This window comes from Streptomyces sp. H39-C1, assembly GCF_027158125.1.
GTDB classification, from domain to species: domain Bacteria; phylum Actinomycetota; class Actinomycetes; order Streptomycetales; family Streptomycetaceae; genus Actinacidiphila; species Actinacidiphila fildesensis.
This window is the reverse complement of the sequence record NZ_JAPVLS010000112.1, coordinates 5,703-26,326: the sequence shown is the minus strand read 5'-3', so window position 1 is coordinate 26,326 and position 20,624 is coordinate 5,703. Positions and strand designations below refer to the sequence as shown.

General features: G+C 71.0%; 31 protein-coding genes and 1 pseudogene. 27 read left to right on the top strand and 5 right to left on the bottom strand.

What is annotated here, in order from left to right; all coding sequences use genetic code 11:
- From O3W51_RS41895 to O3W51_RS49120, 5 genes and pseudogenes are all read right to left on the bottom strand, one after another.
- A partial coding sequence (locus O3W51_RS41895; protein ID WP_269289030.1) for a hypothetical protein occupies positions 1-388 on the bottom strand: 388 nt, incomplete at its 3' end.
- Between the two features lie 253 nt (positions 389-641).
- Positions 642-1,253: a GNAT family N-acetyltransferase gene (locus O3W51_RS41890; protein ID WP_269289028.1), complete on the bottom strand. Its 612-nt coding sequence runs from the start codon at positions 1,251-1,253 to the stop codon at positions 642-644.
- Positions 1,250-2,038 (bottom strand): GntR family transcriptional regulator, encoded by a 789-nt coding sequence (locus O3W51_RS41885; RefSeq protein ID WP_269289027.1) that lies wholly within the window; start codon positions 2,036-2,038, stop codon positions 1,250-1,252. The genes O3W51_RS41890 and O3W51_RS41885 overlap by 4 nt, the downstream gene beginning before the upstream one ends.
- A 114-nt stretch (positions 2,039-2,152) precedes the next feature.
- The gene (locus tag O3W51_RS41880) at positions 2,153-2,701 is read right to left on the bottom strand and encodes a UTRA domain-containing protein (RefSeq protein ID WP_269289026.1); all 549 of its coding nucleotides are present in this window, start codon (positions 2,699-2,701) and stop codon (positions 2,153-2,155) included.
- Positions 2,702-2,710: 9 nt separating this feature from the next.
- Positions 2,711-2,911: pseudogene (locus tag O3W51_RS49120) on the bottom strand (GntR family transcriptional regulator); the annotation flags it as partial.
- 336 nt (positions 2,912-3,247) lie between these two features.
- Between O3W51_RS49120 and O3W51_RS41875 the strand changes: the two are divergent.
- From O3W51_RS41875 to O3W51_RS41745, 27 genes are all read left to right on the top strand, one after another.
- Complete coding sequence (locus O3W51_RS41875) at positions 3,248-3,613, top strand: hypothetical protein (RefSeq protein ID WP_269289025.1); 366 nt, start codon at positions 3,248-3,250, stop codon at positions 3,611-3,613.
- Positions 3,610-4,029: a hypothetical protein gene (locus tag O3W51_RS41870; RefSeq protein WP_269289024.1), complete on the top strand. Its 420-nt coding sequence runs from the start codon at positions 3,610-3,612 to the stop codon at positions 4,027-4,029. Before O3W51_RS41875 ends, O3W51_RS41870 begins: the two co-directional genes overlap by 4 nt.
- Positions 4,026-5,618 carry a DUF2637 domain-containing protein gene (locus tag O3W51_RS41865; RefSeq protein ID WP_269289022.1) on the top strand — a complete coding sequence of 531 codons (1,593 nt, stop codon included), beginning with the start codon at positions 4,026-4,028 and terminating at the stop codon, positions 5,616-5,618. Before O3W51_RS41870 ends, O3W51_RS41865 begins: the two co-directional genes overlap by 4 nt.
- The gene (locus tag O3W51_RS41860) at positions 5,618-5,998 is read left to right on the top strand and encodes an RRQRL motif-containing zinc-binding protein (protein ID WP_269289020.1); all 381 of its coding nucleotides are present in this window, start codon (positions 5,618-5,620) and stop codon (positions 5,996-5,998) included. The genes O3W51_RS41865 and O3W51_RS41860 overlap by 1 nt, the downstream gene beginning before the upstream one ends.
- Before the next feature lie 97 nt (positions 5,999-6,095).
- On the top strand, positions 6,096-8,732 hold the full coding sequence (locus tag O3W51_RS41855) for a DNA translocase FtsK (RefSeq protein ID WP_269289018.1): 2,637 nt from the start codon (positions 6,096-6,098) through the stop codon (positions 8,730-8,732).
- 191 nt (positions 8,733-8,923) lie between these two features.
- Complete coding sequence (locus O3W51_RS41850) at positions 8,924-10,075, top strand: hypothetical protein (protein ID WP_269289017.1); 1,152 nt, start codon at positions 8,924-8,926, stop codon at positions 10,073-10,075.
- A gap of 17 nt (positions 10,076-10,092) precedes the next feature.
- Positions 10,093-10,284: a hypothetical protein gene (locus tag O3W51_RS41845; RefSeq protein ID WP_269289016.1), complete on the top strand. Its 192-nt coding sequence runs from the start codon at positions 10,093-10,095 to the stop codon at positions 10,282-10,284.
- A 23-nt stretch (positions 10,285-10,307) separates the two neighbouring features.
- A complete protein-coding gene (locus O3W51_RS41840) occupies positions 10,308-10,544 on the top strand; it encodes a hypothetical protein (RefSeq protein WP_269289014.1) in 237 nt (78 codons plus the stop codon).
- 125 nt (positions 10,545-10,669) lie between these two features.
- Positions 10,670-11,527, top strand: a complete 858-nt coding sequence (locus O3W51_RS41835) for a DUF4097 family beta strand repeat-containing protein (RefSeq protein ID WP_269289013.1) — start codon at positions 10,670-10,672, stop codon at positions 11,525-11,527.
- 95 nt (positions 11,528-11,622) lie between these two features.
- Complete coding sequence (locus O3W51_RS41830) at positions 11,623-12,279, top strand: hypothetical protein (protein WP_269289011.1); 657 nt, start codon at positions 11,623-11,625, stop codon at positions 12,277-12,279.
- Between the two features lie 122 nt (positions 12,280-12,401).
- Positions 12,402-12,671: a hypothetical protein gene (locus O3W51_RS41825; RefSeq protein ID WP_269289010.1), complete on the top strand. Its 270-nt coding sequence runs from the start codon at positions 12,402-12,404 to the stop codon at positions 12,669-12,671.
- Between the two features lie 108 nt (positions 12,672-12,779).
- A complete protein-coding gene (locus O3W51_RS41820; RefSeq protein WP_269289009.1) occupies positions 12,780-13,250 on the top strand; it encodes a DUF3307 domain-containing protein in 471 nt (156 codons plus the stop codon).
- A 14-nt stretch (positions 13,251-13,264) separates the two neighbouring features.
- Positions 13,265-13,636, top strand: coding sequence for a hypothetical protein (locus O3W51_RS41815; protein WP_269289007.1), 372 nt, complete (start codon positions 13,265-13,267; stop codon positions 13,634-13,636).
- A complete protein-coding gene (locus O3W51_RS41810; protein ID WP_269289005.1) occupies positions 13,633-14,331 on the top strand; it encodes a DUF6197 family protein in 699 nt (232 codons plus the stop codon). The genes O3W51_RS41815 and O3W51_RS41810 overlap by 4 nt, the downstream gene beginning before the upstream one ends.
- A gap of 37 nt (positions 14,332-14,368) precedes the next feature.
- Positions 14,369-14,908 carry a hypothetical protein gene (locus O3W51_RS41805; RefSeq protein WP_269289003.1) on the top strand — a complete coding sequence of 180 codons (540 nt, stop codon included), beginning with the start codon at positions 14,369-14,371 and terminating at the stop codon, positions 14,906-14,908.
- A gap of 31 nt (positions 14,909-14,939) precedes the next feature.
- Positions 14,940-15,881 (top strand): hypothetical protein, encoded by a 942-nt coding sequence (locus tag O3W51_RS41800; protein WP_269289002.1) that lies wholly within the window; start codon positions 14,940-14,942, stop codon positions 15,879-15,881.
- A 63-nt stretch (positions 15,882-15,944) separates the two neighbouring features.
- Complete coding sequence (locus O3W51_RS41795; protein ID WP_269289001.1) at positions 15,945-16,169, top strand: hypothetical protein; 225 nt, start codon at positions 15,945-15,947, stop codon at positions 16,167-16,169.
- Between the two features lie 89 nt (positions 16,170-16,258).
- On the top strand, positions 16,259-16,381 hold the full coding sequence (locus tag O3W51_RS41790; protein ID WP_269289000.1) for a hypothetical protein: 123 nt from the start codon (positions 16,259-16,261) through the stop codon (positions 16,379-16,381).
- The gene (locus tag O3W51_RS41785) at positions 16,381-16,548 is read left to right on the top strand and encodes a pRL2-8 (protein ID WP_269288999.1); all 168 of its coding nucleotides are present in this window, start codon (positions 16,381-16,383) and stop codon (positions 16,546-16,548) included. Before O3W51_RS41790 ends, O3W51_RS41785 begins: the two co-directional genes overlap by 1 nt.
- Entirely contained in the window at positions 16,545-17,270 is a 726-nt protein-coding gene (locus O3W51_RS41780) for a GGDEF domain-containing protein (protein ID WP_269288998.1), read from the top strand. The genes O3W51_RS41785 and O3W51_RS41780 overlap by 4 nt, the downstream gene beginning before the upstream one ends.
- The gene (locus O3W51_RS41775) at positions 17,263-17,664 is read left to right on the top strand and encodes a hypothetical protein (protein ID WP_269288996.1); all 402 of its coding nucleotides are present in this window, start codon (positions 17,263-17,265) and stop codon (positions 17,662-17,664) included. The genes O3W51_RS41780 and O3W51_RS41775 overlap by 8 nt, the downstream gene beginning before the upstream one ends.
- A complete protein-coding gene (locus O3W51_RS41770) occupies positions 17,661-17,951 on the top strand; it encodes a WhiB family transcriptional regulator (RefSeq protein ID WP_269288995.1) in 291 nt (96 codons plus the stop codon). The genes O3W51_RS41775 and O3W51_RS41770 overlap by 4 nt, the downstream gene beginning before the upstream one ends.
- Positions 17,948-18,481, top strand: a complete 534-nt coding sequence (locus tag O3W51_RS41765) for an Lsr2 family DNA-binding protein (RefSeq protein ID WP_269288994.1) — start codon at positions 17,948-17,950, stop codon at positions 18,479-18,481. The genes O3W51_RS41770 and O3W51_RS41765 overlap by 4 nt, the downstream gene beginning before the upstream one ends.
- Positions 18,482-18,565: 84 nt before the next feature.
- Positions 18,566-18,802, top strand: a complete 237-nt coding sequence (locus O3W51_RS41760; protein ID WP_269288992.1) for a hypothetical protein — start codon at positions 18,566-18,568, stop codon at positions 18,800-18,802.
- A gap of 14 nt (positions 18,803-18,816) precedes the next feature.
- A complete protein-coding gene (gene dnaN, locus O3W51_RS41755; protein ID WP_269288991.1) occupies positions 18,817-19,953 on the top strand; it encodes a DNA polymerase III subunit beta in 1,137 nt (378 codons plus the stop codon).
- Positions 19,954-20,046: 93 nt separating this feature from the next.
- Positions 20,047-20,355 (top strand): DUF6247 family protein, encoded by a 309-nt coding sequence (locus O3W51_RS41750; protein ID WP_269288988.1) that lies wholly within the window; start codon positions 20,047-20,049, stop codon positions 20,353-20,355.
- Positions 20,352-20,618 (top strand): hypothetical protein, encoded by a 267-nt coding sequence (locus O3W51_RS41745; RefSeq protein WP_269288987.1) that lies wholly within the window; start codon positions 20,352-20,354, stop codon positions 20,616-20,618. The genes O3W51_RS41750 and O3W51_RS41745 overlap by 4 nt, the downstream gene beginning before the upstream one ends.
- Positions 20,619-20,624: the final 6 nt, after the last annotated feature.

The window sequence follows — 20,624 nt, the reverse complement described above, 5'->3', positions numbered from 1 at the left end:
TGCCGCAGATCATCAGCCGATTTGCCTGTGCATAGATTTCGCTGGTGCCAGCGGCGCCTGTGGACAGAGCGGCGCCAGTGGAGGGCGGGGTGTTCCGGCAGGTGGGCATGCCGCTGATCTTTTGGCGATGGGCCTGTGGATACGGTCCGCCGATTTCGGCCGGGCGGGACAGAGCGGCCCCGGAGTAAGGGGCGCTGTTAGGGATGCCGGGCGCGGCGGCCTGCTCCTGGAGCAGTGCGGCGGCGCCGGGTCGGGGGCGACGGTTCTTCCTCATGGTCAGTAGAGGTGTGAGAAAGCCGTCCCGCGTGACCATCGCGGCGGAGAAGTTTGAAAATCTTTCGTGCGGCCAGCCGGGCGGCTGACCTGCTGCGTTGTGCTGCTTTGACACGTACGGTCCCTTTTTACGGGGGGCCGTGGATCAGATGATCAACGTGACGCGTACCACTGGACGCCAGCACCTGCTGGGCATCACCTGTTGTGGACGTCTATCCTGTTGGGTAGGTGACCACAAGGACCTCGGTCCAGGCACCAAGGTCGGTCACCGCACTGACCACGACTCCGAAGCTTGCCGGCGGGGAGTCATGCATTGGCGTCAGCCGCTCCTGGTCACACAGGGGCGGCTTTCGTTTTATGGAGCGAGATCAAAGTTCATGCGGGGCATTCTCCTCTTGCTTGGTAAGTGCCGTGTCAGATGGCGCGCCCGGCAGTTGGGCAGTGGCCCCCGTCAGTGGCTCGTCATCGAACTCCGTGGCCACGCGATCAGCCGGACGCTGGGCTGCCCACCCGGACACCACACTGGGATCGGTTGATGTCCGGACGTGCTGAAATCCCTGGTGGAGGTAGTACGCGTGCAATTTGGGGTTGGTCGTCCAGGCATCGAGCCGGAGCCATCTGCAGCTCCGCCGTGCGGCCTGGTCGCCGGCCCAATCGAGGATGCGGGCACCGACACCGCTGCCCGCAGCATTCCGATCGACGGTCAACTTGTGGACGTACAGCGCGGGCTCGGCCCGCTCCTCCGCAGTCCACAACCGGTCATCGGCGTCACGGTCGAGGGTGATCGTCGCGGTCGCGTCGGCCCGGAGGTCCTCCTTGATGAGGTAGACCTCCCCGGCTCGGATGCTGCCCAGGATGTGTGCGGCAGGGAAAGGCTTCGCCCATTGGTCGAGCCCCTGGGCCCCAAGCCACTCAGCCGAGTCGGTCCGGAACTTCAGCAACCTGGGCAGATCGGCCTCCTCGGCCGGGACGAGGATCACTGGGCACCCCAGGGGATGCGCGGCTCCTCAGCCGTGGCAGCGTCCTTCACCCGCTCGTACACGATCACGTGACGATCCCCCGGGACGATATTGATCGTCACTTGAACGGGCGCGCCGTCTGCCGCGTACGTGGTCACGATGTGCTCGGCTACCGGGGTACCCGGGCCGAGCTGTAGCCGGGTGGTCTCGTCGGGTCGTGGCATCCGGATGTAGATCTCGTCTAGGGCGCGCACCAGCTCGCGGCCGAGTTCAGCGAGGACGGCGTTCGTACCGCGCGGCACGTCGGCGGGGTTCATCCAGTCGCTGTGCTGCACCAGCGCGAGCGGGACATAGGAGTCGTTCAGGTTGTAGGCGTCGCCGTCGATGCGCCGGGTTCGGCGACGGACCGCGACCAGCTCGCCTTCCTTGGTCTGGAGACGATCGCGTACCGCTGCGGTCGGCTGGACGATCTCCACCCCGATGTCCTGCGTAGCCTCCCGGCCGTTGCCCTCATCAGCGATGAGCTGGGTGAAGACGTCTACTTGGGGCGGTCGCCTCTTGAACTCGCTCTGCGGCCGGTAGACCATCGGCGTCCACGCGCGGACGAAGTACCCCTTGGGGCGCCGACTGACGATGAGCCCTTCGTTGATCAGCAGGGCCAGACCGCGTCGCACCGTCTCGCGGGTGGTGTCGTACGTCGCCCGAAGCTCCGCCTCGGTAGGCAGCTGGCCGCCCGGCGGCAAGGAGCCATCGACAATGCGACCGCGGAGGTCATCCGCCACGCGTTGGTAGATCGGGATCGTCATGAGCTATGTGTACCGCCTAAGATCGTCATTGTCTAGGCAATGGGGTCATGCTGGTTCGATCTTGTCTCCCAGACGATCTGCGGCCGTCCGGGCGCCGACCCTTGAATCCACTGGTCACGTAGCGTCTACGGCCCACTCGTAGTCGAGCTCCCACAGGTGCACCGGCATGACGTGGAAGCAGACCTCGACTGCGCGATTCTCGGCTGTCCATCCGGTGTGCAGGACCTCGTAGACCCGGTGATCTTCGGAGAGATCGAGGACCTGGGTCTCTTCGGCCGAGGGGGTTCGCACGGTAAGCCGCTCAGTGATCCGAACCTGAGCGTGACCCAGCTCTGTGAATCGACTGATGATCCCTCCCTGCCCGGAATCGACTTCGGCCAAGGCGGTACCCGTCGCGATCTCGGCTGGGATGTAGCTAGTCGCGAGCTGGACGGGGATGTCGTCGGCGTACATCCGACGCACGCGAGCGATGGTCTCCTGGGTGCCGAGCAGTTCGGCGGCCTTGGCCGGCGTTTCCCCGCTCTCGATGGTCGTAGCCGTCCGTGGCGTCAGGCCCATGGCCTTGATCTCGGTATCAAAGGCGCCACGTCCCCCGGCGCGCTCACGGGCGGCGGTGGAGTACCTCAGCACGGCATTTCGCCTGATAGGCGCGATGGGTGTCACGAACGTCCCCCTGCCTCGAATCGGTCGAACCAGACCTTCAGTGGTCAACACCCGCAAAGCCCGATTGACCGTGCTCCTGTCGACCCCGTAGGTGTCGGCGAGCTCATCTTCGCGAGGTAGCGCTGAGCCCCGGGCGTACTCGCCCTGCTCTATCGCGGCTCGGATTTGGTCTGCGGTGTGCCGGTACTGGCTGCGGCCTGGAGTGGTCATAAATCCACCCTACCCCACAGGTGCTACGTGGCACCTTGACGCCTCGCACCCTTTGGGGCTCTACTGATTCCAGGAGGCACGTAGTACGTAGCTCCTAACGCAAGGTGATCGGTTCCGCACGGAAACATCTGCTCGATTGATCTGCCCGCCGCCCTTGACGGAGATCGAGACGAGTGCCAACATCAAACCCGTCAAGCATTGTCTAGGCAATGGAGACCACATCAACGATGGGGTCTGCCTCGTCAGTTCTTGCTGTTCGAAACGGCTCCCCGGATGTTCTTGGCAGAGGTCCGGGGAGCCGCGCACAGGCCGTCCCACTAAGAGGAGAAACGACCCGTGAACACGATTTTTGCAGGTATCCCGGCACGTTCCCAGCGCACCGGTCTGGTGCAGGTGGAGACCCTCGCCAGGTTGTCGTCCCTGACCGGGGTGCGGGCGGTGGAGTGGCTGGAGTGCCCGGTCGAGACCGTGGCGCAGCGGCAGGCGCGCCTGGAGTTCCTGGCCGATGTGCTGCTCGGCCTGGACGAGGGAGACGAGGAGGGCAAGGCGGCGGCCCGGCTGGTTGCCGCCTTGTACCGCGAGGTCCTCGAGGAGCCGGCCGTCATCGAGACGGCGGACCCGGTCTTCGGCCCGGTCCGCCACCTCCAGGTTCTCCCGCCCATCAGCGCGCCGGCCCCCGAGTTCGCGGCGGTCGCGGCATGAGCGCCGACGGCACGGCGACGGCAACGCCGACGACAACGAAGATTTCCCGGCTGCGGCTGCAGGCGGTGGTGACGGTGTGGCTGGTCACCGGCCTGGTCGCGTCGGGTCTGGCCTGGACGCTGGGGTTGCAGACCTGCTGGTGGCAGCGCGTGCTGCTGGCCTTGCCGCTGCTGGGCCTCACGGTCGCGGACTCCCGGGGCGTCGACCTGGTGACGGATGCCCGGGTGGCGCTGACCCGGGGGCTGGCGGCGCTGGGCTGGCTGCAGATTCCTCTCGCGGTCGCCGGCGGATCGTGGCTGGCGGGCCTTTCCGCCCCCGTCTACACGCGTGTTGCCCTGGCGGCTGTCATCACCCTGGTTGCTGCGCTGATCCACTACGCGCCGTCCTCGCCGGCCACCGCTGGAGGCACCCGATGAGCACCACCGACTTCCGGCAGGCCCGGCGCGACGCCGAGAGCATGCGGCGGGAGCAGGACCGTGAGGACCGCCGCCAGGCGGGGGAGGCGCAGCTGCAGCGTGAGCAGTTGGTGCTGACCGCGAACCTGGAGCGGCAGCGGCTGCAGGCCGAGACGGATGCGGCCGAGCGGGAGCAGGACCGGGCGGACAAGGCCGCGGCCGCCGAGCGGCAGCGCCTGGCCCAGGAGCTGAAGTCCCGGCAGCACGCCGAGCGGGTGGAGCGCGAGCGCCAGGTGGCGGCTGCGGCCGCGAAGGAGAAGGCCCGCGTCAAGGCCAAGGCGAAGGCAGAGCGGCGGGAGCGCCGCAACGCCGCGCTCAAGGCCGCGCCCGGGTTCGTGTCGCAGCACCTGGATTTGGTGGCGGCGCTGGTGGTGATGGCGTGCAGCATCATCCCCGCGCTGATCTCCCAGGGCTCCAGCCTCAAGCTCATGGGCCTGGACCCGTGGATGGTGGCGCTGCTGCCGGTGATGCTGGAGGCCAGCGCGTGGGCCGCGACCGCCGCCGAGGCCAAGGCGGCGGAAGCCGGCCGGGCGACGTGGCCCTACCGGGTTGCGGTCTGGCTGTTCGCGTCGCTGGCCGGGTCGGTCAACTACGGGCACGGCCTCCAGATCGGCGGCAAGGAGTACGGGTTCCAGGTCGGGGTGGTGCTGGCCGCGTCCAGCATCGTGCCGATCGCCCTGTGGCAGCTGATCCAGATGGGCCGCCACCGCGCGGCCAAGGCGAAGGCGAAGGCGGCCCGCAAGGCTCGCCGCGACGCGTTCTTCGACCGCCGGGCCCGCTCCCGGCAGTACCCGCAGGTGTGGCAGACCGCGAAGCAGCTGCGGGCGATCGCCGGCCGCAGCGAGCTGTCGATGCCGGACGCATGGACCGCCGCATGGGCCGTCCACGAGGGCGCCGGCGAACAGGCCCTGACCGGTGACCTGTTGACGCTGCTGTCCGCTGATCTGCTGGGGCTGCGGGTGGAGGCGGAGGACCGGCTCGCCACGATCCTCGGACACCTGCACACCGCCCGCACCCGCCGCATGGAAGCGTCCGGGAAGCCGTCCGCCGAGTCGGCCCAGGACGCCGGGGGTGCGGCCTGGAAGGTGTCCGCCGCCGGGGTGGTAACCCTCCCCACAGGCACGGACGCAGCGTCCGCCACGGCCGCGCTGGAGGCATCCGGGGGCGGGGGACTTCTGACGGTATCTCCGCAGATCACCCCGTCCGTCCCCCCGCTCGCACGTACGCGCGAAAAGGCGCCCGCGCGGCCCCGCGCCACGCGTAAGGGGCCTGCCGTGCGGACCCTGTCGCCAGGTGCCCGCAAGGCGGCGGCGGAGACCGCGAAGGCGTTCGACGCGAACGAGAACAGCGCCATCGAGGCGTGGATTGCGGACGAACTGCGGGCTGGCCGTGAACCGTCCGCGAAGGACGTCGCGACCGAAGTTGTCGAGCGCCGCCGGACGGTCACCAAGAAGCCGAAGGTGCCCGGCCGGACGTGGTGCTACGACCGCATCACCGCGGCGAAGAAGCACGGCGGACTGCACGTGGTGCGCACCGAGCGGAGCGCCTGATGGCCGCCTACGCGAAGTTCTTCGACCCGGACGGCGACCGCTACGGCCTGCCCACCTGGCCGTTTCGGATGGCGCCGCAGGAGTACGCGACGCGCCGCCAACTGCGGGCCCTGGGACTGCGGCCGGGCGGACAACCGATTGCCGGTCAGGTGCTGTGGCGCTCGCGCCGCCGCAAGACCGAGGCCGCCTACCTGTTCCTGATCGCGGACGCCAAACCGGTCCGCCCGATGACGCCCGCCAGGTGGGCGTCCGTGCACGGCGCGCTGCGCGCCCGACGCATCTGCCGGCTGTGCCACACCGAGCGCGAGTACGAGATCTCCCGGCGCCTGGGCGCCTGCAACATCTGCTCCCCCGACGACGGCTACGCAACCGCCGCCTGATCCACCGAACAGCACGAACGCGGGGCCGGCCATAGCTGCCAGGCGGGACCGGCCCCGCTCCTCCCGGCACAAGACCGAACCAAGGAGTGCGTTCAGAATGACCGATCAGACCCAGACCAGCCCCACCGGGCAGCTTGCCCCCGCCGTAGTGCGCCAGGCGGCCGAACTCGTGGTCGCCACCCAGTTCGGCTCCCCCTCGATGCTGCAGCGCGAGCTGAAGATCTCCTTCGACACCGCCCTCGCGCTGTTGGACCGGCTGCACACGATGAAGGTCGTCGGCCCCCGCAACGGCCCCAAGGCCCGCCAGGTCCTGGTGCGCCACGCCGACCAGCTGCGCGACCTCCTGGACGCCGCGGCCCCCGACACGATCGCGACCTTGGCGACCGTGACCCGGCTCCCCTTCACCGACGGCCCCGATCTGGACGACCCCGACGTCACCGACAGCGCGCCGCCGGTCGACTTCACCAAGCCCACCGCACCGCCCACCACCCCGACCGACCCCGCACCGGCCGCCGCGTCCGGCGCACCGCTTGAGGGCACTGTCATCACCGCCGATGCGTGGGAGACCCGCGCCGACCCGGAGGGTGACGCCCCCTGGATCCACCCGGCGCTGCTCACCCGCGAAGGCCGCCGGGCCCGGTACGCGTTCCTGCGCCGCCAGTCGCGGCGCCAGCTGCGCCGCTGGGTGGCCCGACAGCGCAGCGCCCACGGCGTAGTCCAGCGCGCCGTCCGCGGCACGCGCCGGGCCCACGTCTGGGTTCGCGGTATCGAGGGGATGAAGGCGCGCTCGGACCTGCAGCTGGCGCTGGCCACCACGGCGGAGGCCAACCGGGCCGCGCGCCGGGCGAGCGTGGCGATCCTGGACCGCAAGACCAAGCAGACCGCAGCGCAGCAGGCCCAGATGGCCGCGAACCAGTCCGTGACCATCGCGGCCGCCGCGAAGAAGCACGCCCGCAACATCGTCCTGGCCCGTGCCGCGTCCGTGTACGGCACGGCCGGCGGCGTCGACCTGGCCGCCTACGGCTACTCGGGTGTGTGGGGGCTGCTCGGCGCCCTGGCCCTGAACCTCGGTGCCGCCTCCTGGTTCGGCCGCGACGTGGAACTGACCGAGGAGCAGCTGGCGCGCCTGGAGCAGGTCGAGGCCGGCATCCCGCAGCAGTTCGAGATCGGCATGACCCCGCGGATGTTCGAGGCGATGTTCCGCCAGGCCCTGACCGAGGACCTCAAGATGAACCTGGCCGCGCTGCGGGTCGACCCGCAGCCCTGGGGATTCGAGATCCACGTGTGGCTGGAGCGCATGACGCCCGAGAAGATCAGCGACGGCCTGAAGCTGCTGGAAGCCTGCCTGCCCGGCGTACGCACCGGCAGCATCCTGCTCCAGCAGTCCGCAGCCTCCCGCAACGAATGCGTGATCCGGGTGCCCGGCCCGAACCCGTGGCAGGCCGTCCCCGAACTCCCCCACCGCGCCCCGCACTCCCTGACCACGGACGCGCTCCACACCGCCCAGTTCGGCGGCGACATGTCCGGCCGGCCGCTGGCTCTGCCGATGTGCCGCACCAACGTCAACGTCGTCGGCAAGAGCAGGTCCGGCAAGTCCACGATCCTGTGCGCCATCCTGGACGTGCTCACCGTCACCGAGGACCAGATCATCATCGGCATCGACCTCGGCAGTGCCGGCTCCGGATTCAGCGGCCTGCGCCGCGCCATGCACGTGGTGGCCACCAAGCCCCGCGACGCGCAGCGCGTCCTGCAGTGGGCCCTGGACATCGGCAAGGGCCGCCCCGCCTTCTTCGAGCGGCTCGGCATGGGCAAGAACTGGGCGACCTCCCGCACACGCCCCGGTATCAAAATCGTCGTCGATGAATTCCCCGCGCTGGTCCGTGAAAGCCGCAAGGGCTATTACGACGAGGAAACCAAGCGGATGGTCGGCTGGGACCTGGACGGCATGCTCGCCGAACTGGCGATCACCTCGGCGAAGAGCGACGTCACGATCGTCATCGCCGGGCAGGGCGTCACCAAGGAGAAGATCAAGGACAACACCTGGCTGACCGAACTGCCCGTCCAGGTACTGGGGGCCTGCGACACCGACGACGTCGTGCAGATCCTCGGCGGCGGCGCGATGGCCGAAGGCTGGCGCCCGGACCGACTGCTGCCCGCCATGGGCAACCAGATCAACGACGCCTCCGTCGCGTACGTCATGGCCGGCGGCGACTACTGCGAACCGATCCCCTACCGCGCCTGCTACGCCTCCGAGGACGAACTGCTGCGGCGAGGCATCGAGCGCGCGGACGCCGGCCTGGTCGACCTCGACGCGGAGTCCGCCGCGTTCAGCCCGATCCGGCTGGAAGACCTGATGGCGGCCAGCCAGGACCGGCTGGCCACCGCCGGCCCGGAAGACGAGGACACCGTCCCGCAGCTGATCACCACCATCCGGCAGATCTTCGCCGACGCCCAGGACGCGGACGGCAAGGAGCCGGCCGGACTCGCCCCGGAGGAACTGGCCCACGCACTCGGCCAGGTCGACGCTGAGCGGTGGGGCCTGGAGCAGTTCGACGGCGACGACCAGGAGCAGCGGGTGGCCGCCCGGGTCGGGGAGCTGCGCCAGGCGGTGACCGCCGTCCTGGCCCCGTCCGGGCAGAGCTGGGCGCTGGAGAAGTACAGCGCGAAGCTGCCCCGCGGCTACCGCCTCAAGGACCTCAAGGTGATCACCGGGGAGAGCACCCCGACCGCCTGAGCGGCACCGGAACGGGTTGGAACGTGCAGGTCAGCGGGGTGGAACCGGTCCGGAACCGGGCCGGAACCCCCCGCCCCGACCGGAACGCGTTCCGCCCCCGGACCGGGGTTCCGGGCCCGTTCCACCCCGCTGACCTGCGGTTCCATGCCGTTCCATCCCCAGTTCCGCCCGAAAGATCCTTGGAGTCCGTTATGCGTTCCGTGTCGTTCAGGCCCTCCGATCCGGCCTCCGGGTACCACCGGATCACCTGCGAGCGCCGATTCCGCTACCTCGAGCAGGACCCGGCCCACACCTACCGGATCCAGTGGCTGCCGGTCCCCGTGGCCTGCCTGATCTGCCAGAGCGACACCCACCTGACCTTCACCCTCGATGAGGCCGCCGACCCGCTCGTGCGCGTCGCCTGCCCCGCCGGCCATGCCTTCGACGAGCCGCGCATCGACCGCCAGCACTTCATCACCTACTCCCGGCTGCTGTCCTACGCCGACCCCAACCCCGCCCTGCTGTGGATCACCGACGCCGGATTCGGGCAGGAAGACCCGCCGCCCATCGACTACGCCCACGACATCGCCGCCGGCGCCCGCTACGTCTCCCGGCAGGTCAAACGACGCGCCAAGGCCAAGGTCAAGGCCGCGATCCGCCGCCCGCTGCGCACCGCGAAGAAGAAGGCCCGCAACGCCGCCTTCACTCCGGTTGCCGCCGCGTTGCGCACCGCCTGGGCCTGGCAGTCCGGCGCCTCCCCCGCACCGACCCCCAAGGCGGCACCCGCCACCGCCACCGCCGCCGCTCCGGCGAAGGCCTCGCGCACCACCACGTGCGCGGTATGCCAAGGCGCCGGCCAGATCCCCGGCACCACCGTCAACTGCACCGAATGCGCACCGTCGGCCAAGCCGCGCAAGCCGCGCTGCGCCGGTGGTTGCCGTGGCGGTTGGCACACCTTGGACTCCCGCCTGCACGAGCAGCGGGTGCCGTGCTCGGTGTGCAACCCGGGCGGTGCCGCCACGCCGGTCGCGCCCACCGACCGGCGTGGCGCCAAGGCCACCAAGCCGCGGCGCGGCAACCCGGCCAAGGTCCAGAACTACGGCATCGCCGTCGTCGGCGACGGCCAGAGCATCACCGGTTCGGTCATCAACCACCCGACCACCCCGCACGACGACGAGATCCGCCGCCAGGTCGCCGCATCGGCCGACCGCGGCACCCAGCCCGGCAGCACGGCACACACCGGCGTCACCAGCGCCGGCCGCACCACCGGCCGGGTGCAGTCCACCGTGCGCATTCACGGCGCCAACAACTCGGTGGTCAACAACACCATCAGCGGCGACGCCGCCCCGACCACCTCCGACTGACCGAAGGGGATCCCGCCGTGCTGTCCATCTCCGCAATCGTGCTGCTGCTCGCGCTCGTGGCCCTGCTGATCCGCAAGTTCGGCCTGCGGCCCCCTCACGCGCTGGCCAGCGCCCTGCTCGGCTTCTACGCCGCCAGCTCCTCCTGGGGGCCCTCGATCACCACCTTCCTGGCCAAGCTCGCCGCGATGCTCGGCCACTTCTCCCCCTGATCCCCCATTGGAAGGACTCCCCCTTGGGCGTCAAATACGTGGTCACCACGCCGGAACCACCCACCTGGTGGGCCCGCTACAAGACGGTCGTGTGGGGAGTGGTCGGCCTCCTGATTGGCCTGCAGCTCTCCAGCACCCACGGCAGCACCCCGGCCCCCTCCCCCACGCCCGGCGCCACCACCCGATCGCCGTCACCGCACCGGACAACCGCGCCCGGCACGCCCCGCAAGACCGAACCATCCCCCTCGCCCACGGGGTGACCTGCACCGATGCAAATAGGCAAACAAAAAGTATGCCGGTTGTAGACAGGCAGACTTTTAGTCTGCATTATTGAGGTGTCGGAGCAACCCGACACCTTCCCGAACTTCCTCAACCAGGAGATCCCGTGTCCACTCAGATGAAGATCACCGCAGAGCAGGCCGGACCCATCAGCCTCGACTTATCCGTTCAGGCCGGCACCGTCCGCGTCACCGTCGACCCGGCCGTCACCCAGGCCGTCGTCACCGTCGCCACCGACGACGACGAAGGCCCGGCCGCCGAAGCGATCCGCGCCATCACCAGCACCGAGTTCACCCGCGACGCGAACGCCTGGCTGAAGGTCACCGTCCCCCAGATCCCCGGCAGTAGCGGCACCGTCCAGATCGGCGGCAGCAACTTCCAGTTCAACGGGGGCTTCGGCATGAACGTGGTGTCCGTCGACAACGTCGGCGTGGGCATGCAGATGATCGGCAACGACGTCTACATGGGCGGCAAGAAGGTCATCGAGAACGGCCGGGTGATCGCGGCGACCGGCACGGTCGTCACCGGCACCGGCCGCACCGGCACCCTCACCGTGGACGTGACGCTGCCGCCCCACTCCAGCCTCCGCCTCACGACCACCAGCGCCGGCCTACGGGTCCGTTCCGGCGATCTGAACGACCTGGACGTGCAGACGGTCAGCGGCAGCGTGGAGGCCAAGGGCGTGCGGCGCCTGACCGCCAACACCACCAGCGGTTCCATCGACGTCGACTCGGTCGAGTCCTCCGTCGCGGTCACCAGCGTCTCCGGCGCCGTCGAGATCGGCGCCTACAGCGGCAGCAGCTTCACCGCCAACTCCGTCTCCGGCGCCATCCGGATGACCGCCACCCCGATCGCCAGCGGCTCGGTTGCCGCCCGCACGGTCTCCGGTTCCATCACTACCCGCGCCGCCACCCACCTGGACGTCCGCACCCGCAGCGTCTCCGGCCGCATCGACACCCGCTGAATCCGCCCCGGGGCGGCCGCCAGGTCGCCACACTCAGCCGGCCGCCCCGGGCCCCTCTCACCCCGCACCACCGGTCCCCGACCACGGAGCAGCCCATGACCCGCACGAACCACCTCGACAGCCGCCGCCTCGCCGGCTTACGCCGTACCCTGACCAGCCTCCTGGACCGGGCGTCCACCCCCGTCCTTGGCATCGGCGTCGCAGCCGGCATCCTCACCCAGGCCAACAGCTACCTGCACCTCGGCCCGCACTGGTTCACCCGCGCCACCGACACCCAGATCGCCATCACGATGCCCATCGCCCTGGTGAGCTGCGCCCTGGTCCTGCACCTGCTCATGGCCGCGGCCGCCGAAATCACCAACCCGGACGCCAACCCCGACCCGTGCGAGATCGCCGACGACGACGCTGACTGGGCATGGCGCGCGGCCCTGTCGGTCGGCCAGCTGCGCGACACCGTGCAGCGCGGCGTCCGGCAGGAAGGCAAGGCGTTCGAGATGCTGCAGGACTCCTGCCTGCTGCGCGAGGTCCACCTGCTCCTGGGTGAACTCGCCGACCGCTACCAGGATCGCGAACTTGTCACCACCGGTCCGGTTGCCGGCCTCGTGTCGACCGCCGACCAGCTGATGACCGAAGACCTGCGGGCCTGCTCCGAGTACGTCCGGCAGGTCGCGGTGATCCTCGGCGACGAGGAACTCATCACCGGCCCCTACGACGCCGACGGCCTGGTGCCCGCACACGACGCCCAGTTGTAGATCCGCCCCGGGGCGGCCGCCAGGTCGCCAAACTCAGCCGGCCGCCCCGGGCCCCCTTGACCCCGCTCCAACCGGAGCAGGAGGAAACCCCATCCTCCCCGATCCGCGACGGAGCAACCACCATGAGCCCCCGCCCCGAACCCGAAGTCCGCAAAGCCCTCAAAGACCGGGTCGCCGCCGCCCTGATCATCCGCGATGTGGCCAAGGAAGAAGCCGAGCGCACGTTCTGGACCGGCATCGCCGCCGAACTCGACACCGGCTACTTCGGCGCCCAGGCCGACATCGCCGAAGCCCTCGACCTCACCCGCGACTACATCCGCAAATCCGTCCAGCGCTACGCACCGCCCGTGAAGAAGACGACGGCGAAGAAGCAGCCTCCCGCCACGAAGTAGCTCACCCGCTCTCGCCCCACCCCCCGGGGGCGGCCGCCAGGTCGCCAACTCAGCCGGCCTCCCCCGGGCCCCACGATTCCCGCCCCACCGCCACAGGAAGGCCCCGCCATGCCCGCAACCGTCTTCGGCGCCGTGTTCATCGCCCTGTTCGTCGCCCATTCCGTGGGTGACCACTGGGTGCAGACCTCCCACCAGGCGCAGGCCAAGGGCCTGCCCGGCTGGCCCGGCCGCCTCGCCGACGCACGCCACGTCCTGGGCCTGACCCTCACCAAGGGCATCACCCTGGCGGCCGCCGTGCTCGCCCTTCACCTGCACGTCACGGTCCTGGGCCTCACCGCCGGCCTTGCCCTGGATGCCGTCAGCCACTGGTGGGCCGACCGCCGCACCACCCTGGCCCGCCTCGCCGAACTGACCGGCAAAACCGAGTTCTTCTCTCTCGGCACCGGCGCCCACCCCGCCGCCCCGGTCACGGCCCAGGGCACCCCGGCAGCCCACCTGGGCACCGGCGCCTACGCCCTGGACCAGTCCTTCCACCACCTGTTCCTGTTCATCGCCGCGCTGCTCATCGCGACCGTCTGAACCGGGGAGCCGACATGACGACCCTGCCGACCCGCACGCAGCAGATGGACACCGCCGTCGCCGGAATCCTCACCCACCTGCACCGCCTGCAGGCCGCCGCCGACACCGACAACCCGGCCGCCCTCGCGCACGCCCTGCGCCTGATTCACGATCACCGCAACCGCGACATCGGCGTACTGCGCGCCCTCTACAACGTCCTCGACACCCTGGCCGACGCGGTGCGGGACGTGGACATGGATGCCGAGCAGGCCGTCATGGCCGGGGACTGGCTGGACGACGCCGCCGCCCACGCGGAGAACGAGGTCGGCGAGCGCATCGACCGGGCCCGCACCATCCTGGCCGACGCCGCGGCCGCCATCACGGTCGGCGGGGTGCCGCAGCGATGACGACCACGACGACGACCCTGCCGACCACGTTCTGGTCCCAGGCCGCCCTGGCCGCCGCAGTCGATGCGGTGTTCGCCGACGCGCTTGCCGCGGAACTGGCGCCCACCCTGACCGACGCCCCGGTCCGCCCGGCGGTCGTCCTGCCCACCCTCGACATCCTTCTCGCCCAGGCCGGGATCGTCACCGGCCCCAGCGCCCCCGACCCCCGCACCCCTTCCCGCACTGCGCACCTGGCGAAGGCCGGCGGCCGCCTGGCGGGCCGCGCCGCCTGGTGGCTGCTCAAGGCCGCCGTGTACGCCACTGCCGTGATCCTGCGCGAAATCATCGTCACCAGCTGGCACCTGTTCTTCGGCACCGACCGCACCCGGCAGGCGTCACCGGCTCGCCCCGCCGGCCGGGCGATGCTGCCCAGCGACTTCCTCACCGCCACCAGCCAGCACATCACCGCAGCCGGCTGGACCCGCTTCACCCGCCAGGCGCCGGGCGGCGCCGTATGCGTCCTGGGCGCCGAACGCGTCCTGCTGCGCACCGGATCCGGCACCCCGGACACCGCCGCCCGCGCCAACGCCCACCTGCTGCAGGTCACCGGCGCCCGCACGGTGCCCGGTTTCAACGACGGCTTGACCCGCCGCGAATCCCAGATCCACGCCGCCCTGCTGAACGCCGCCGCCCGCGCCCGCGCCGCCGGCGAATAACGCCCTGCACCGCCAGCTCCCGACCCAGGAGAACGCCATGCAGATCACCGTCGACTCCCACCAGACCGGCTTGTTCGGCCAGCGCCGCCTGCAGCGCGACGTCGCCCGCCTCGCCGAACGTGCCGCCGACATCGTGCAAGGCCGGTGCGGTCGGTTGCCGCAGGTGCGCCTGACCCTCACCCACGAGCGCGGCCTGGCCCACCTCGCCACCGCCGCTGACGCCGCGTTCGCCCCCGGCGCGAGCCTGCTGTCCAAGGCACGTCAGGCCCGCGGCCAACGGCGCGGTGCGCGCGGCGCGTTCGGCATCACGGTCCTGAACCCGGCCGGCGGCATCCACATCATCATCAACGTCGCCCTGGCCGAAGCCGCCAACGAGCTGGCCGTCACCGTGCTGCACGAGCTGGTGCACGCCGTGCAGCTCAACGCCCCCGGCGCCCGCGAGCTCCACATCCGCGACATCCACCACGCCTACGGCGTGACCCGGTGGTCGCGCCGCGAAGAGCGCGACTACAACGCCCTGGTGGACCGGCGCGAAGCCGAAGCGCGCGGCCTGGAGCACCTCGCCGCGCAGCTCTGACCCGCCCGACCACCGCCCGGAAAGGCCCGTCATGCTGCTGCACCGAGACCCGCAGAGCGCCCACCACCTCATGGGCCGCAGCCAGACCTTCGACGCCATGCGGGAGTTCACCGCCCGCTACCTCGAAGGCGCCACCGGCACCGTGCACGCCGACCGGAACGTCAGCCAGCGCGAAGCGGTGTGCGGGCAGGTACTCGCATGGTCCAGCCGCGCCGGTTACCTGCCGACCCGAGTCCACCTGAGCGCGGCCACCACCTACCAGGCGGGCATGCCCGCCGTCCTCGAGGGCTTCCTCACCGATCCGACCGCCCTGCACCAGCTCCTGTCGGGCCTGCACACAGCGGGTCTGGCCGCCGTGGTCCACGCCGCCGGCAGCCCCGGCCCCGTTCATGGCATTCACACCCTGCCCGGCTGCGAGCCCTTGTTCACCATGGGCCAGCACCTGACCGTGCAGCGCTTCGGCCGCCGCCTCGCCGCCGTCCCCGGCCAGCAGGCCGGCGAGGTATGGCAGGTCACCGCAGTCGCCCCCACTGACGGCCAGCTATGGACTGTGCTCCGCCAGTTCAGCGGACTCGACCGCTACGTGTGGTCCGAGACCGGCACCTTGACGGTGAACGATGTCGACCTGTCCGGCAGCGGCGACGACGTCAGCGGCATCTACACCCGCCGCTTCACCCACCCCAGCGCGCCCGGCGTGGTGGCCGGCGTCCACCACTACATCTGCCCCGCCGACCCCGGCCACCACGTACGGCGGACCTTGTCGGTCGGCTGGGACGACGCACACGGCCACCGCCGCCTGGTCAACGAACACCAGGTCAACCGCCTGGGCTCCGGCGCCTGGTGCTCCACCTGGGAGGCCGCCGACACCCTGGCCCGCGACCTCACCCAGCGCCTGCGGCCCGGTGACATCAACCACGGCGCCCCACTCGACCACCGCCACAGCTTCGACCTGCCGTCCTGGCTCAAGCCCTGACCGCACCACCTACCCGGCTGCCATCCCGCCGGCCGGGCGCATCAACCGAGAGGAGATGAGGACATGAACGGAGACCCGTACCTGGTGACGTTCGTCCTCCAGGACCACGACGAGACCCACACCCAGCTCTGCTACGTCATCAAGGGCTGCGCCAGCGGCAGCGTCGCGGAACAGCGCGCCCGCCAGCTCGCCGACTCCCCCGCCGAACGCGCCGCCCGCCACGGCCGGCCCCTGGCTCAGCACTGCCAGGTCCGCCGCGCCGTCACCCTCATCAGCCCCGGCTGGTAGCTCCGCCCCGGGACGGCCGCCTGGCCGTCAACCGCACAGCCGTCCCGGGCCCACCCACCCGCAGTACAGCGAACAGGAAGGGCACCATCATGCCCGCTTTCGCCTTACGCCAGCGGCGGCTTCTCCTGATCACCGCCGCGCAGAAGCAGCAGTTCACCGACACAACCGCCGCCGACAAGGTCGCCAAGAACGCTCAGTGGAGGTGGTTGTGATGGCGAACAAGACGGCGTCGAATCCGCCGAAGGGCCAGTGCCGGCAGTGCTGGTACCACGCCTACGCCAGCCGGGAAGCGCACGCGGGGCTCGCACCCCGCGAGGACTGCCGGCCCTGCGTGGACCACATGGTCAACGGCCACCCCCACCACATGATCGTCCGGTGATCGCCGTGAGCAACGTTCCCGTCGGCCTTGCTCCCACCGCCGTACGTCAGCGCCGACTCCTCCTGATCACCGCCACCGCCCTGCCCACGATCGCCGCCTGGGCCCTGGACCACCACCGGCTCGGCACCCAGCTCGCCGCCGCCCGCCGCGACCCGCTCACCGGCCTGCCCACCCGCGACGAATTCACCACCCGCGCCACCCAGCTCGCCGACCGCCACCCCGCCGAGTCGGTCTTCCTGATCGCCGACCTCGACTTCTTCAAGGACACCAACGACGCGTTCGGCCACGGGGCCGGCGACGCCGTCCTGGCCGCGATCGGCCGCCGCCTGCAGACCTGGACCGGCCAACACCACGGCATCGCCGGCCGCATCGGCGGCGACGAATTCGTTGCCGCCGCCCGCCTGCAACCCGCCACCACCCTGACCGCGCTGACCAACCTGCAGCACACCCTGACCCGCCCCGTGCCGTGGGAAGCCCGACACCTGCCCGTCGCGGTGTCCATCGGCGCCGCCCACACCCGCGACCACACCGCCTTCGCACAGGCGCTGCGGGCGGCCGACACCGCGATGTACGCCACCAAGCACACCGGACACCCCCGCCTGTGGGCGCCGTACGACACCCCCGCCCCGAGCGTCAACGGCCGCCGCCAGGGCCGCCGCGGCACCCACCTGGACCCGGCCGCGGTTGCGGCACCCGCTGGAAGGACCCCCGCTGATGACTGACCTCTCCCCCCGCCTGGACACCATCCTCGGCGCTGAAACCGCCGCCCAGCTCGTCCACCAGCTCACCGCCCACCTCGCCCACACCGACGCGCTGCCCGCCGACGTCGCGTTCCGGCTGGTGTGCGAGCGGATGGCCGACGCCGACCCGCTGCTGCTCGCCGCCCCCGGCCAGGTCTGGGTCCGTCACCCCGACACCGACCCGGGCGACGTCCCCGCCCACCGGCTGGCCGTCCGTGACCGGCTCACCGAACCGCCCCGCGTGATCGTCACCTGCCTGGACGGCGACGCGATCGGCGACAGCGACGAACTACTGCTGGACGTACTGCACCTGTACCAGCTCGAGTCCTGGCAGCCCATCGACGTCTGCGCCCCGTGGATCGGGCAGATCCGGTGACCGCCGCCGCGGTGCGCCTCGCCCCGTACCCGCCGCTGACCGGCGCCGAACCCTGCCGGGCCCCCGACGTCGATCCCGAGCTGTGGTTCAGCACCAGCGCCCTGGACCAGGGCGAGGCGGCCGACCACTGCCGGGCCTGCCCGATCCGCTCGCAGTGCCTCGCCTACGCCTTGGACCACCCCGCCGAGACGTCCGACGGCGTGTGGGCGGCCACCACGCCCAAACGGCGTCGCGCCCTGCGCCGCCAGTTCGCCGACAACGGCACCGACTCCGAGGAGACGTCATGACCGCAACCGCCACCCGCCCCGGCACCCAGGACCCGGTCGCCCTGGCCGTCGCCATGCTCAAGAACAACATGCCCGCGGCCACCGTCGCGGCCGATACCGGACTGAGTTTCGGTGAGGTCGTCGCCGCAGCCGAGGCCGCCGGCATCACCCGCACGCCCGACCTCACCGCGCTCGGCAAGGAGATGGCCGAGGCCCTGGAATGGGGCCGCCGCCACGACAGCAAGAAGGTCCGCGCTCTTGCCGACCGGGCCCGCGCCGCACTCAACGACCTCGCCCGCCTGCGCCGCAACGAGTCCGTGGCCACCGAGGCCGAGACCGAGATCGCCCGCCTGCGCAAGCAACTCGCCGCCGCCGAGGACAAGCTGCGCGCCGCCACCGGCAAGACCCCCTCGCCCACGGCCGCCTACTCCAAGGCCCAGCGTGACGAGATCCGCCAGTGGGCTCGCCTCAACGGCCACACCGTCGGCGACCACGGCATCATCCCCGCCGCAGTCATCCAGGCATGGCAGAACGCCCACCGCAGCCGATGACCACCCGCCGGTGCCTGCCCGCCCAGTCAGCCCGGCAGACACCGGCGGCACCCACCCACTCCCCCGGCTCCCGTAAGGAATCCGATGCGCATCATCGCCACCATCCGGCCTATCCACGCCGACCAGACCGTGTGCACCCACAGGGTGACCAGCACCGGCAAGCCCAAGGAAGCCGGCTGTACAGGCCGGGCCGCGTACACCGTCATGTGCTCGGCCGGCGACTGGACCGAGACCGGCACCACCAAGGCCGCGCTGGAGTACAGCCGCGACAGCCACCTGCGCAGCCACATCACCCAGACGACCGCCGGCGCCCACGCCTGAAGGAGACCCGCCGCATGAAGCTCATCGTCAACCCCCGCGCCCTGGCCGACGCCGTCACCGCCGCCGGCCGCGCGCTGCCGGGCCGCCCGCCTGTACCGGTGATGGCCGCCCTCAAGCTGCACGCCGACGGCAACACCCTCACCGTCACCGGCTACGACTACGACACCTGCACCCACGCCGACGCCCCGGCCGTCGTCACCGACCCGGGCACGGTCCTGGTGCCCGGCCGGCTCCTCGCCGACATCGCCCGCACCCTGCGCCAGGACGTCCACGTCACCACCACCGACACCCTCGTCACCCTGGAGTCGGGCAGCGCCCGCTTCACCCTGCGCACCCTCCCGCTGGAGGAATACCCCCAGCTCCCCGACGACCCCGGGATCTCCGGCAGCCTCCCCAGCGCCGACTTCGCCGCAGCAATCGCGCAAGTCGCCATCGCTGCCAGCCGCGACGACACCCTGCCCGTCCTGACCGGCGTGCAGATGACCGTCGACGGCAACACCCTCACCTTCGCCGCCACCGACCGCTACCGCTTCGCCGTCCGCACCCTGCAGTGGAGGCCCAACGAGCCCGGCGCCGTCGGCCAGGCGCTGCTCCCCGCCAAACGGCTGCTGGAGACCGCCAAGGACGTGGCCGACGACGTCCGGCTGTTCCTGTCCCTGCCGGACGAATCCCACGGCATCACGGGCCTGATCGGCGAAACCACGCGCGTCATCCTGCGCGGCCTGGAGGGCGCGTTGCCGAACTACGAGAGCCTGTTTCCCACCGAGTTCGCCGTGACCGCCGACGTCAACACCGACGCCCTGGCCGGCGCCGTCAAGCGCGTCGCTCTGGTCGCCGAACGCAACACCCCCGTCCGCTTCAGCTTCACCCAAGGCGCCGTCACCCTTGAGGCCGGCACGAGCGACGAAGCGCAGGCAGTCGACGGCACCGACGCCAACTACACCGACCACTCCGGCCAGCAGCCCACGTTCGACATCGCCTTCAACCCCCAATACCTACTGGACGGCCTCACCGCGATCGGCCACGAGACCACCCGCTTCGCCTTCACCACCCCACACAAGCCCGCCCTGCTGCGCGCCGACAGCAGCCCCGACAGCGGCCCCGACAGCGGCCTGCAGTACCTGCTGATGCCGGTCCGCCTCACTGGCTGACCCCGCCCCCGGGGCACCGCGGCCCCGCCGAACACCGGCGGGGCCGCCACCCGTCTCGCTACCGTGGAACCCAGCGCCCCAAGGAGGCCCCCGATGACCGCGCAGCCCGTCGGCTCCACCCCGCCCCCGCCCTCCCCGGCCGCCGCCGCGCAGCTGCGCGCCCGCATCGCCGGCATTACCGATCAGGCGCGTGCCGACCGCTGGCTCCCATGGTTCGACCTCGAGTGGAGCCAAGCCCTCGAAGGTGCCCGGCAGTCCCTCGACCTCGGCCGCGTCTACGACACCCTCGCCACCTGGCAGCGCCGCCTCGACACCGCCCCCGTCGTCGACGCGTTCCTCGCCGGCGGCTGCGACACCTCGGACGGCGTGGCCCTCGAAGACGTCATCGGCCCCCGCCGGTGAGCGACAGCACATGGCCCGTCCGCCTCTCCCCCCGCGCCTCCAGCTACCTCGCCGCCCTCGATCCCGTCGCCCAGGAACTGGCCGCCGACGTCCTCGACATCGCGGCCCGCGCACCGCTGCACTGGCCCGCCTGGGACGCCAGCGACCCCGAAGGAGCGGACCTGCGCGGCGCCGCCGTCGGGCAGCTCAGCCTCCTGTACGTCATCAACCGCACTACCCAGCCGCCGCACCTGTACGTCCTCGACATCGTGTGGGCCGGCTGACCATCC

Excerpts from the sequence above, each read along its gene's own strand:
- O3W51_RS41870 (WP_269289024.1), top strand. The coding sequence starts at position 3,610 with ATGAGCGCCGACGGCACGGCGACGGCAACGCCGACGACAACGAAGATT.
- O3W51_RS41790 (WP_269289000.1), top strand. The coding sequence starts at position 16,259 with ATGCCCGCTTTCGCCTTACGCCAGCGGCGGCTTCTCCTGATCACCGCC.
- O3W51_RS41805 (WP_269289003.1), top strand. The coding sequence starts at position 14,369 with ATGCAGATCACCGTCGACTCCCACCAGACCGGCTTGTTCGGCCAGCGC.
- O3W51_RS41775 (WP_269288996.1), top strand. The coding sequence starts at position 17,263 with ATGACTGACCTCTCCCCCCGCCTGGACACCATCCTCGGCGCTGAAACC.
- O3W51_RS41765 (WP_269288994.1), top strand. The coding sequence starts at position 17,948 with ATGACCGCAACCGCCACCCGCCCCGGCACCCAGGACCCGGTCGCCCTG.
- O3W51_RS41825 (WP_269289010.1), top strand. The coding sequence starts at position 12,402 with ATGAGCCCCCGCCCCGAACCCGAAGTCCGCAAAGCCCTCAAAGACCGG.
- dnaN (WP_269288991.1), top strand. The coding sequence starts at position 18,817 with ATGAAGCTCATCGTCAACCCCCGCGCCCTGGCCGACGCCGTCACCGCC.
- O3W51_RS41830 (WP_269289011.1), top strand. The coding sequence starts at position 11,623 with ATGACCCGCACGAACCACCTCGACAGCCGCCGCCTCGCCGGCTTACGC.
- O3W51_RS41820 (WP_269289009.1), top strand. The coding sequence starts at position 12,780 with ATGCCCGCAACCGTCTTCGGCGCCGTGTTCATCGCCCTGTTCGTCGCC.
- O3W51_RS41855 (WP_269289018.1), top strand. The coding sequence starts at position 6,096 with ATGACCGATCAGACCCAGACCAGCCCCACCGGGCAGCTTGCCCCCGCC.
- O3W51_RS41810 (WP_269289005.1), top strand. The coding sequence starts at position 13,633 with ATGACGACCACGACGACGACCCTGCCGACCACGTTCTGGTCCCAGGCC.
- O3W51_RS41850 (WP_269289017.1), top strand. The coding sequence starts at position 8,924 with ATGCGTTCCGTGTCGTTCAGGCCCTCCGATCCGGCCTCCGGGTACCAC.
- O3W51_RS41865 (WP_269289022.1), top strand. The coding sequence starts at position 4,026 with ATGAGCACCACCGACTTCCGGCAGGCCCGGCGCGACGCCGAGAGCATG.
- O3W51_RS41785 (WP_269288999.1), top strand. The coding sequence starts at position 16,381 with ATGGCGAACAAGACGGCGTCGAATCCGCCGAAGGGCCAGTGCCGGCAG.
- O3W51_RS41760 (WP_269288992.1), top strand. The coding sequence starts at position 18,566 with ATGCGCATCATCGCCACCATCCGGCCTATCCACGCCGACCAGACCGTG.
- O3W51_RS41800 (WP_269289002.1), top strand. The coding sequence starts at position 14,940 with ATGCTGCTGCACCGAGACCCGCAGAGCGCCCACCACCTCATGGGCCGC.
- O3W51_RS41860 (WP_269289020.1), top strand. The coding sequence starts at position 5,618 with ATGGCCGCCTACGCGAAGTTCTTCGACCCGGACGGCGACCGCTACGGC.
- O3W51_RS41750 (WP_269288988.1), top strand. The coding sequence starts at position 20,047 with ATGACCGCGCAGCCCGTCGGCTCCACCCCGCCCCCGCCCTCCCCGGCC.
- O3W51_RS41795 (WP_269289001.1), top strand. The coding sequence starts at position 15,945 with ATGAACGGAGACCCGTACCTGGTGACGTTCGTCCTCCAGGACCACGAC.
- O3W51_RS41815 (WP_269289007.1), top strand. The coding sequence starts at position 13,265 with ATGACGACCCTGCCGACCCGCACGCAGCAGATGGACACCGCCGTCGCC.
- O3W51_RS41885 (WP_269289027.1), bottom strand. The coding sequence starts at position 2,038 with ATGACGATCCCGATCTACCAACGCGTGGCGGATGACCTCCGCGGTCGC.